This window comes from Nocardioides sp. (assembly GCF_964229035.1).
Classification (GTDB): domain Bacteria; phylum Actinomycetota; class Actinomycetes; order Propionibacteriales; family Nocardioidaceae; genus Nocardioides.
The window spans coordinates 1-10,010 of record NZ_CAXRAZ010000022.1; the positions used below are offsets into that span (position 1 = coordinate 1).

The 10,010-nt window shown below is 75.2% G+C and carries 9 protein-coding genes and 1 riboswitch; of the genes, 4 read left to right on the forward strand and 5 right to left on the reverse strand.

All coding sequences use genetic code 11. The features are described from left to right. Window positions 1-89: 89 nt before the first annotated feature. From ACERUN_RS07355 to ACERUN_RS07375, 5 genes are all read right to left on the reverse strand, one after another. Complete coding sequence (locus ACERUN_RS07355; protein WP_370289214.1) at window positions 90-326, reverse strand: DUF3017 domain-containing protein; 237 nt, start codon at window positions 324-326, stop codon at window positions 90-92. Window positions 327-475: 149 nt separating this feature from the next. Next, window positions 476-1,345: a bifunctional methylenetetrahydrofolate dehydrogenase/methenyltetrahydrofolate cyclohydrolase gene (locus ACERUN_RS07360; RefSeq protein WP_370289216.1), complete on the reverse strand. Its 870-nt coding sequence runs from the start codon at window positions 1,343-1,345 to the stop codon at window positions 476-478. Between the two features lie 321 nt (window positions 1,346-1,666). Then, window positions 1,667-3,229 (reverse strand): bifunctional phosphoribosylaminoimidazolecarboxamide formyltransferase/IMP cyclohydrolase, encoded by a 1,563-nt coding sequence (gene purH / locus ACERUN_RS07365; RefSeq protein WP_370289217.1) that lies wholly within the window; start codon window positions 3,227-3,229, stop codon window positions 1,667-1,669. A 36-nt stretch (window positions 3,230-3,265) separates the two neighbouring features. Further along, a riboswitch (ZMP/ZTP riboswitch) is annotated at window positions 3,266-3,341 on the reverse strand. A gap of 12 nt (window positions 3,342-3,353) precedes the next feature. Next, the gene (gene purN, locus ACERUN_RS07370) at window positions 3,354-3,962 is read right to left on the reverse strand and encodes a phosphoribosylglycinamide formyltransferase (protein WP_370289218.1); all 609 of its coding nucleotides are present in this window, start codon (window positions 3,960-3,962) and stop codon (window positions 3,354-3,356) included. Between the two features lie 40 nt (window positions 3,963-4,002). Then, on the reverse strand, window positions 4,003-5,289 hold the full coding sequence (locus ACERUN_RS07375) for a DUF6350 family protein (protein WP_370289219.1): 1,287 nt from the start codon (window positions 5,287-5,289) through the stop codon (window positions 4,003-4,005). Between the two features lie 147 nt (window positions 5,290-5,436). Between ACERUN_RS07375 and ACERUN_RS07380 the strand changes: the two genes are divergently transcribed. The 4 genes from ACERUN_RS07380 (at window position 5,437) to ACERUN_RS07395 (ending at window position 9,949) form a co-directional block, all read left to right on the forward strand. Beyond that, the gene (locus tag ACERUN_RS07380) at window positions 5,437-7,434 is read left to right on the forward strand and encodes a hypothetical protein (protein ID WP_370289220.1); all 1,998 of its coding nucleotides are present in this window, start codon (window positions 5,437-5,439) and stop codon (window positions 7,432-7,434) included. 195 nt (window positions 7,435-7,629) lie between these two features. After that, window positions 7,630-8,139 (forward strand): RNA polymerase sigma factor, encoded by a 510-nt coding sequence (locus ACERUN_RS07385; RefSeq protein ID WP_370289221.1) that lies wholly within the window; start codon window positions 7,630-7,632, stop codon window positions 8,137-8,139. Continuing rightward, window positions 8,132-9,034 (forward strand): hypothetical protein, encoded by a 903-nt coding sequence (locus ACERUN_RS07390; RefSeq protein WP_370289222.1) that lies wholly within the window; start codon window positions 8,132-8,134, stop codon window positions 9,032-9,034. Before ACERUN_RS07385 ends, ACERUN_RS07390 begins: the two co-directional genes overlap by 8 nt. A gap of 117 nt (window positions 9,035-9,151) precedes the next feature. Then, window positions 9,152-9,949, forward strand: a complete 798-nt coding sequence (locus ACERUN_RS07395) for a hypothetical protein (RefSeq protein WP_370289223.1) — start codon at window positions 9,152-9,154, stop codon at window positions 9,947-9,949. The last annotated feature ends 61 nt before the right edge of the window (window positions 9,950-10,010 follow it).

Here is a 10,010-nt window from a genome sequence, read left to right on the forward strand (position 1 = left end):
GGCGCCAAACCGCAACATTTCGGGCGGTTCTATTGCGGTTTCCCACCACTCGACGACTTCTCCGGCACGGCGACCGGACGCCGCGCGCCTCAGACGGGCTGGTCGGGGATCGAGGTGGCGAGCAGGAACAGCACCACCCCCACCGCTGCGAGGAGGCCGACGTCGACGAAGCGGTGGCGCACCGCGAGCATGCCGGCCTGGTCGTCGGGGAGGGCCAGCCGCATGCCGGCGGCCGCGCAGAGCACGCCCGCGAAGATGCGCACGCCGACCCTCCAGTCGCCGAGCACGCCGACGGCGAGCGCCACGACACAGGCCCCGAGCACCATCAGGTAGAGCGCCCCGCCGATCGTCTGCGGACGCCAGTACGACCGCGAGGCCGCCCCCGGCTCCCGGCTCTCGATCGACTCCTCGCCCGCCGTCGTCTCCGTGGACGACGGCCGCGGCTCCTCGCCGCTCCCGTGCTCGTTCAGGGCGCTCAGCCCCGCCCGGCCTGCTGCTCGGCCTGCTGCTCGGCCATGGCGACGACGTTGGCGAGCAGCATCGCCCGGGTCATCGGACCCACGCCGCCCGGGTTGGGCGACACCCAGCCGGCCGTCTCCCACACGTCGTCCGCGACGTCGCCGGCGATCTTGCCCTCGACGCGGCTCACCCCGACGTCGAGGACGGCGGCGCCGGGCTTGACCATGTCGCCGGTGATGATGCCGGGCACGCCGGCGGCGGCCACCACGACGTCGGCGGTGCGCACGTGGGCGGCGAGATCGACCGTTCCGGTGTGGCAGAGGGTGACCGTGGCGTTCTCGGAGCGGCGGGTGAGGAGCAGACCGAGCGGGCGGCCCACGGTGATGCCGCGACCCACCACGACGACCTCCGCGCCGGCGATCGGCACGTCGTGGCGGCGCAGCAGCTCGACGATGCCGTAGGGCGTGCACGGCAGCGGCGCCGGGTTGCCGAGCACGAGCCAGCCGAGGTTGGTGGGGTGGAGGCCGTCGGCGTCCTTGGCAGGGTCGATCAGGCCGAGCACCCGGTTCTCGTCGCGGCCCTTCGGCAGCGGCAGCTGGACGATGTAGCCGGTGCACGCCGGATCGGCGTTGAGGCCGGCGACGGCGTCCTCGATCTCGGCCTGGGTGGCGCTCTCCGGCAGGTCGACCCTGATGGAGGCGATGCCCACCTCGGCGCAGTCCTTGTGCTTGCCGCCCACGTACCACCTCGAGCCGGGATCGTCGCCGACGAGCACGGTGCCCAGGCCCGGAGTGACGCCGCCCTCCTTCAGCGCCGCGACCCGCACCCGCAGCTCGTCCTTGATCGCCGCCGCGGTGGCGGTGCCGTCCAACCTCTGTGCGCTCACGTCCTCATCCTTCCATTCCAGATCAGCCCCGCGCGCGCCCACGTGCCGCCGGCGCTACCCGCTGGCGCTGAGGCACCCCGCGACGGCCGACACGCTCGCGCCAGACAACCCGCGCGGCAGCGTGGCGGCAGCGGGCGAAGCCCGCGTCGAGCGCGGCCACGGGCCCGGAGGGTCCTGGCCGAGGTCGACGGCCGACACGCTCGCGCCAGACAACGGCGCGGCAGCGTGGCGCCCGCGCCGCAGGCGCGTCGTCCGAGAGCCCGGGCCCGAAGGGTCCGGGCGAGCGGTCGACCGGCGACACGCTCGCGCCAGACAACACCGTCAGTGCGCGAAGTGGCGGGTGCCGGTGAAGTACATCGTGACGCCGGCGGCGGCACAGGCGGCGATGGTCTCCTCGTCGCGCACCGAGCCGCCGGGCTGGACGATGGCCTTCACGCCGGCGTCGAGCAGGATCTGAGGGCCGTCGGCGAAGGGGAAGAAGGCGTCGGAGGCGGCCACCGACCCGGCGGCACGCTCGCCGGCGCGGCTGACGGCGAGGCGGCAGGAGTCGACGCGGTTGACCTGGCCCATGCCGATGCCCACCGAGGCGCCGTCGGCGGCGAGCAGGATCGCGTTGGACTTGGCGGCGCGCACGGCGCGCCAGGCGAAGGCGAGGTCGGCGAGGGTGGTCTCGTCGGCAGCCTTGCCGGTGGCGAGCGTCCAGTTCGCCGGGTCGTCGCCCTCGGCCTGGAAGCGGTCGGCGTGCTGCACGAGGAGGCCGCCGCTGATCGGGCGGGTCTCGACGCCGCCCTCGGTGAGGGGCTCGGCGCGCAGGATGCGGATGTTCTTCTTGCCCTGCAGCACCTCGACGGCGCCGTCCTCGTAGTCGGGGGCGACGATGACCTCGGTGAAGATCTCGGCGACCTGCTCGGCCATGGCGCGCGAGACGGGGACGTTGGTGGCGATCACGCCGCCGAACGCCGAGACGGGGTCGCACTCGTGGGCGCGGCGGTGGGCCTCGGCGACGTCGGCGCCCACGGCGATGCCGCAGGGGTTGGCGTGCTTGATGATCGCCACGGTGGGCGCGTCGCCGTGGTCGAAGGCGGCGCGGCGGGCGGCGTCGGTGTCGACGTAGTTGTTGTACGACATCTCCTTGCCGTGCAGCTGCTCGGCGGCGGCGAGGCCACCGGGGCCGTGGCCGGAGCGGTACAGCGCGGCCGGCTGGTGGGGGTTCTCGCCGTAGCGCAGCACGGCGGCCTTGTCCCAGGTGGCGCCCGTCCAGGCCGGGAAGCCGGTGCCCTCGGAGGTGTCGGTGAGCACGCTGCCCATCCACGAGGCCACCTGGACGTCGTAGGTGGCGGTGTGGACGAAGGCCTTGGCGGCCAGGCGCTCGCGCTCGGCCTGGGTGTAGCCGCCGGCCCGCACGGCGTCCAGCACGCCGGCGTAGTCGGCGCCGTCGGTGACGATCGCGACCGACGCGTGGTTCTTCGCTGCGGCACGGACCATCGAGGGTCCGCCGATGTCGATCTTCTCGATGCAGTCCTGCACGCCGGCGCCGGAGGCGACGGTGGCGGCGAAGGGGTAGAGGTTGACGACGACGAGGTCGAAGGGCGCGACGCCGAGCTCGTCGAGCTGGGCCACGTGCTCAGGCAGGCGGCGGTCGGCCAGGATCCCGGCGTGCACCCGCGGGTGCAGGGTCTTGACCCGGCCGTCGAGGCACTCGGGGAAGCCGGTGAGGTCCTCGACCTTGGTGACGGGCAGGCCGAGCCCCTCGATGAGGGCGGCCGAGCCGCCGGTGGAGACCAGCTCGACGCCGGCGTCGGCGAGGCCGCGGACGAGGTCGTCGAGGCCGGTCTTGTCGAAGACGGAGACCAGCGCGCGCTTGATCTGGATCCGGTCGGTCATGGGGTTTCTCCTCCGGGGTGCGTGTGTTGCAACGAGCGAGGGCACCCAGGCGATCGATGCCGACTCGTCACTCCCCGGTGGTCACCCACCTGCGCCAGTCGTGTGGCCCGATCCTAGGGGCCGATCACCCTCCGAGGCGAACCCGCCGACCGTCGAGCCGGAAGCCCTCGCGAGCCATCCGGCCGACGGTGTCGACCAGCATCGCGCGCTCGGCGTGCTTGATGCGCTCGTGCAGCGAGGCGGTGGTGTCGTCGTCCTCGACGGGGACGACGGTCTGGGCCACGATCGCGCCGGTGTCGACGCCGGCGTCGACCACGAAGAGCGTGGCGCCGGTGACCTTGACCCCGTACTCGAGGGCGTCGCGCGGGCCGTGCATGCCCGGGAAGGCGGGCGAGAGTGCCGGGTGGGTGTTGAGCGTGCGGCCGCCGAAGCGCGCGAGGAAGGCCGGGCCGACGAGCTTCATGAACCCGGCGAGCACCACGAGGTCCGGCTCGTGCGCGGCCACCGCAGCGGCCAGGGCGTCGTCCCAGGACTCGCGGGTGGCGAAGTCGGCCAGGGGGACGACGAAGGTGGGCACGTCGCGTCGGCGCGCACGTTCGAGCCCTTCAATGCCGTCGCGGTCGGCGCCCACGGCCACGACCTCGGCGCCGTAGCCAGCCTGCTCGCAGGCCTCGAGCAGCGCCTCGAGGTTCGTGCCCGCTCCGGAGACGAGGACGACGAGTCGGGACGGCACGCGCGGGAGTCTACGACCGCCGACGCGCGCTCCCGGCGGCTCAGCGCTCGGCGAGACCGACCAGGCCGCGCAGACGCTCGCGTCCGCCGCGCTGCCAGCCGCACACGACGAGCGCCCCGAGGGCGCCACCGATGCCGAAGGCCGCGATGGCGTGCAACGTGACGGCGCCGGCCGCCGGGCCGACCTCGGCGAGGCGCCCGGGACCGACCGCACCGCCGGCGAGCGCCGTGAGGAGACCGAGCGCGACGGCGGCCAGCAGACCGCCGGCGCAGCCGCGGATGGCGGCGCGGTCCCACGCCAGCACGGGGCGGGCGCGCTGCACCCCGGCCGCCGCCAGAGCGGCGAGGAGGACGGGCACAAGTCCGAGCCAGGCGGCCCACCAGGGGGCGGCCCCCTGGTCGGGCAGGGCGGCGAGCAGCGGGAAGAGGGGCAGCGGGCCGAGCACGACCGCACTGGTGGTGACGCTCGTGCCCGCGCCCACGGTGAAGCCGGGGCCGAGCAGGTAGGCGCTGGAGAACAGCGCGGCGTTCGGCAGCAGCGCCAGCGAGCCGAGGATCAGCAGCACGGTGACGCCGGCGTCGGCGTGCAGCTGCGAGACGACGTTGGCCGCGGTGGAGAGGTCGAGGGCCAGCGAGACCAGCACCAGCAGCAGGCTGATCGCCGCCCAGCCGAGCAGCAGCCGCCGCGCCACGAGCAGTGCGTCGCGCGCGGGCGAGGGCAGCAGCGGCACCCAGATGGCGGCGCGCCCCGAACCGCGGGCGATCGCGGGGCCGGCGACCAGGAGCCCGAGGACGACGGTGGTGGCGACCGCACGCGCCGCGCTGGGCGCCGAGGCCGGCGTGGCGGCGGTGGCCTGCGCGATCACCGCGACCACGGCGTAACCGACGGTGAACAGGGCGGTGGCCAGCGGCACGGTCCAGTCGCGCTGGCCGTCGGCGATGCCGGTGGCGTCAGGCCCGTGCCCCGACACCGACTCGCCCACGCGGTGGCCCAGGCGCCACGTCGTCCACACGCAGACCCAGGTCAGCCCGAGCGGGACGACGCCCAGCCGGACGCCCTCGACGGTGGCCCCGGACCCGTGGGTCATGAGCCACAGGTGGGCGCCCACGCGCAGCGAGTCGCTCGGGGCACCGACCGCGCCGGCGTCGGTGAGGAACCAGCCGACCACACCCAGCGCGAGCAGCACCACCAGCGTGCCGCCGGCTGCCAGCGCGCCACCGAGCGTGGCGGTGAGCACGAGCGGCCGGCCGGTGGCGAGGTCGCGACGCACCTCGTCGTCCGGTCGGGCGCCCTGGCGACGCACGGGCGGGGTGTGCAGCGAGGTCATGGTCCGACCATCCTCACGCCCTCGACAGGCCGGACGGCGCAGGCACGCCGCGCACTCCGCAGTTCCCCGTGCCGAGGCGAGCGCAGGTCGACCGCGTGGGACGCGCGTTGCCGCCGCGCCGGGTCGGCGTCGTACGGTTGGCGGGTCATGAGCGATTCCTCCTCCGCCCCCGGCAGCCCCTCCGGCACCACCGCGCCACGCGACGAGGACCCCGGATCGCCCACGGAGCGTGCGCTCTACCCGACCAGCGCCGACCTCGCCGAGCACTTCGACGTCTTCTACCGCAATGCCCGCGAGCGCCTGCTCCTGCAGACCTTCGCGCTCACCGGCGACCTGGCGAGCGCGCGCGGGGCCGTGCGCGAGGCGATGGTCGTGGCCTGGCACCACTGGCGCAAGGCCGACGCCCTCGACGACCCCGAGATGTACGTGCGCCCGCTCGCTTGGCGCCTGGCGCTGCGTCGCAGCAGCCGCCGACCGCTGCGACGCCGCCGCGACCTCGACGCCGACACCCGCCGGGTGCTCGACGCCCTCGGGTCGCTGACGCTGCCCCAGCGCCGCGCGCTGCTCCTCACCCAGCTCGCAGCCGTGACGATGGAGGAGATGGCCCACGAGGTGGGCCTGCCGCTCGAGGCCGCCGAGCGCGAGCTGCAGCACGGCGCCGCGCACCTGGCGATGCAGCTGGAGATCCCCACCGCCTCGATCCCGCTCGTCCTGTCGGGGCTCACCGCCGCGACCGGCTCGGTCGTGTGGCCGCGCGCCTCGATCCTGCGCCGGGCCGGTTCCGCGCGTCGACGCACCCACACCGTCATCGGCAGCGCCGTGGCCATCACGGCACTCGTGGCGGGCGGTGCGCTGAGCCTCGACACCGCGGGCGCCCGGCCCACGCTGGCGCGCGAAGGCATCGGCGGGGGCGGGGCGTCGTCCACCGCGGCGAAGCCGGCCGCACCGGACCTGCCCCGCACCGCCCTCCTCGCGCCGACCGCGGTCGACGCCGCCCTGCGCGCACCGGGGTGGCAGGAGATCACCACCACCGACAACTCGGCGGGCAACGGTCTGGTGCTGCCGTGCCAGGGCGCCCGCTACGCCGACCCCCGCGGCACGGCCGCGTGGCTGCGCGGCTTCCGCGACGGTCCGGAGGCCACGGCGAAGCGGCGGGTGCTGCAGTTCGCCGAGGCCTCGGCCGCGGAGCCCGCCGCCGAGCGCACCTTCCGCCGCACGGTCGAGTGGTTCAGCGCGTGCACGGGCCCCGTGGGCGGGGCCGCGGCCGCGGACGCCGAGCCGCCGCGCACCCAGCTGGTGAGCACGGCCGAGGTCGCCGGCGTCGGCGACCGGGCCGTCGTCCTCGTGCTGCGCTCGCAGAACTCCTCGCGCACCAACGTCGTGGGGGTGGCGCGCACGGGCGTGTTCACCGTGACGGTGTCGCTCGGCACCACCACGCCCGCCGCCCGGGTGCGCCGCGACGGTGTCGCCCGGCTGCTGGCGGCCGCGGTGGCGCCCGTGTGCCGCCTCGACGGCGGCGGCGCCTGCGTCTCGGGCACCCCCCGGGTCAGCGATGTCTCCGCCTTCCCGGTGGGCGAGGTGCCCTGGATGCTGTCCGAGGTCGACCTCCCGCCGCTCAGCCGCGACCAGGGCCCGTGGGTCGGCACGCCGGTGCAGGAGCTCACCGAGCAGCGCGCGGACGCTGGCGCGATCGGCTGCGACACCGCCAGCCTCTTCCGCGAGTACCGCGGCCAGACGATCCGCACCAACCAGTTCCGCACCTTCGTGCTGAGCACCGCCCCGAACCTCCCGCCGGAGGTGGGTCTGACGCAGACAGTGGGTGCCCTGCCCGAGGCGAGCGCGCAGTCGTTCGTGCGGCGTCTGCGGGCGCAGATCGACGCCTGCCCCGACTCCGACGCGAGCGCCGGCACCGAGGTGCGATCCCTCGACCGCGAGGTCGGCGACGGCAGCGCCCTCGCCGCGTGGCGTCTGACCACCGCGCTGCCGGGCGACCGCACGGTCGAGTACGACGTCGCGGTCGTGCGCCGCGGCACATCGGTCTCGCTGCTGGTCTACGTGGCCGCCCCCGCCGCCCGCATCGCCGACGCCGACTTCGTGGCGCTGGCCCGCCGCGCCCAGGAGCGGCTCGAGCGGCTGCGCGGCTGACGTCACCGGTCGTCAGGGAGGCTCGCCGTCCCGAGATCCGAAGGAGCCGGAACCGCCCCGCCGCGCGGCGGGGACGAGAGATCTGACCGATGATGCAACCGGACGTCGCGCTGGGGCGTCCCCTCCTCGAACGGCGCCCGACGGGGGCGCCTCCCGCGGCTCCGGCCGCGCGGCGAGCAGGGAGAGGAGCGAGCGATGGACGCGCAGGAGTTCGACGACTTCTACGCCGCGTCCTTCCGCAAGGTGACCGGGCAGGTCTACGCCATGATCGGCGACCTCGACGAGGCCGGCGAGTGCGTGCAGGAGGCCTTCGCCCGCGCCTGGGCGCACCGCCGCACGTTCGGGCGGGTCGAGCACCCCGAGGCGTGGGTGAGGACGACGGCCTACCGCCTCGCCGTCAGCAGGTGGCGCCGACGCAAGCGCGGGGAGCGGGCGCCCGACCGGGCCCTCGCGCTCGGTGAGGCGATCGCCGCGGTCGACGAGTCGCACGTGGCCCTCGTGGCTGCGCTGCGGCAGCTGCCCGAGGCGCAGCGCCAGGCGCTCGTGCTGCACCACATCGCCGACCTCCCCGTGGCGCAGGTCGCAGCCGAGGTCGGTGCACCGGAAGGAACGGTCAAGGCCCGGCTGAGCAGGGGGCGAGCGGCGCTCGCCGTCCTCCTCGCCGACGACAGCGGACTCGCGGGAGGAGGGGTGATCAATGCCTGAGCAGCACGACCCGCTCGACGATCTCACCCGTTTCGGCGCCGGCATCGGTGCCGGGTCAGGAGTACCCATGCCCTTCAGTGCAGGAGAGGCGCGTCAGCGCGGCGACCGGCTGCGTCGTCGGCGACGCGCACTGGTGGCCGGCGGCAGCGCACTCGCGGTGGCCGCGGTCGCCGTCCCCGTGTTCGCCCTGGCGGGCGGTTCGCCGCGCGCGGACGACGACCGCGGACTCACCGCCGTGGATCCCACGCCCAGCGTCTCGGCGTCGGTGCCGGCGACGGCGCTGCCGACCGCGGTGCTGCTCACCGATGACGACACCGTCTACAACGAGGGCAGCGACTGGGTGCGCACCGGCGCCTACGAGGGTGACGGCCAGGAGCCCTTCCACCCGTGCGCCCGGGCGACGCTCGCCTCGCTCGGGGCCGCGTCGGTGGTGGTCGGCGACTACGAGCTGCGCTCCCCCGGGCAGGACCAGCCGGCCCGCGGGGCCCTGCTCCAGGAGGCCGTGGCCCGTTTCGACAGCGAGGACGCCGCCCGCGCGGCCCGAGCCACGGTGGTCGGATGGATCCGCGACTGCGGCGAGGCGGTGCGCACCTTCGGCGCCACCGCGTACCGGACCCTCCAGACGCGCCGGCTCGATGCGGGCGCAGCGGTCGACGCGCAGATCATCGACGCCCGGATCATCGACGCTCAGTACAGCCCGGTCGACACCTCGATCGACCCCTCGGGCGACTCGGCCTACATCGCCGAGACGGGCGTCGCCGTGCAGGGCTCCGACCTGGTGGTGCTGGGCTCGCAGGTCGTCGGGCAGGACTACAACTTCCTGCCCGAGGAGGGCGGCACCCCGGTGAACCGGATGCTGCCGGTGGCGCTGGAGCGCCTGCGCGACAGCCGGTGACCGGGCTCGCGCCGCCACGTGCGAGGCGAGCCCCAACCGGCCGGGCTTCTCGCGCGTCCTCACAGCATGGGCCCCGCACAGCGGCGCCCCCGGACCGCGAGACGAGATGAGAGAACCATGACCGCACCGCTACGCCCTCCCCCCGTCCTGCGACCCCTTGCGCTCGCCGCCGTCGTGCCCGTGCTGCTGCTCGCCGCCTGCGGCACGGGCGCGGAGGGTGAGGGCGCCTCCGATCGCACCACCGCCGCGTCGTCCACGGCGTCGTCCACGGCGCCGTCGCATTCAGCTGCGGCGAGCGCCGGGACTCTGACCACGGCGATGCTCCTGACGAACGCCGACACCACCTACGGGGCAGGCAGGCGGTGGTACCGCACCATCGCCGAACCTGCGAGCACCGACGGCACCGTGCACCTGTGCGAGGACGACGACCTGGCCACGCTCGGCGCGACGGAGGCGCTCTCCGCCCGCTTCCAGCTGCGCACGTCTCCGCAGGGATCCGACCTGCTCGGCCCCGACCTCAACGAGTTCGTGATCCGGTTCGCGGACACCGCGGCGGCCACCGCCGCGCGCGAGCGGATGGCGGCCGCCGTGACGGATTGCTCGGCCGCCGCCGAGAAGAACGCCGGCGTCGCGAACACCCGGATCGAGGTCGAGGGCACGACGCGGATCCAGGTGCCGGGCGGAGCCGCGGGCGAGGTCGTGGCGACCACGCGTCGTCCGGTCGATATCGACCTCGACCCGAGCGGCACGAAGAGCTTCCTCGGCGAGACCGGGCTCGCCGTCGTCGGCGACACCCTGGTGCTCCTCGTCTCCGAGGTGGTGGGCACCGAGGCCGACTACCCGCCGACGGCGGGCCCGACGCCCGTCGAGCGGATGCTCCCGCGCGCCGTGGAGCGGGTGCGGGCGCGCAGCTGACGCCGCCCCTGCCCCGCAGCGCCCCCGCAGAAGCGCGAGAGCCCGCCCCCTCCGAGAAGGG

Excerpts from the sequence above, each read along its gene's own strand:
- ACERUN_RS07355 (WP_370289214.1), bottom strand. The coding sequence starts at position 326 with ATGGTGCTCGGGGCCTGTGTCGTGGCGCTCGCCGTCGGCGTGCTCGGC.
- purH (WP_370289217.1), bottom strand. The coding sequence starts at position 3,229 with ATGACCGACCGGATCCAGATCAAGCGCGCGCTGGTCTCCGTCTTCGAC.
- ACERUN_RS07375 (WP_370289219.1), bottom strand. The coding sequence starts at position 5,289 with ATGACCTCGCTGCACACCCCGCCCGTGCGTCGCCAGGGCGCCCGACCG.
- ACERUN_RS07380 (WP_370289220.1), top strand. The coding sequence starts at position 5,437 with ATGAGCGATTCCTCCTCCGCCCCCGGCAGCCCCTCCGGCACCACCGCG.
- ACERUN_RS07385 (WP_370289221.1), top strand. The coding sequence starts at position 7,630 with ATGGACGCGCAGGAGTTCGACGACTTCTACGCCGCGTCCTTCCGCAAG.
- ACERUN_RS07390 (WP_370289222.1), top strand. The coding sequence starts at position 8,132 with ATGCCTGAGCAGCACGACCCGCTCGACGATCTCACCCGTTTCGGCGCC.
- ACERUN_RS07395 (WP_370289223.1), top strand. The coding sequence starts at position 9,152 with ATGACCGCACCGCTACGCCCTCCCCCCGTCCTGCGACCCCTTGCGCTC.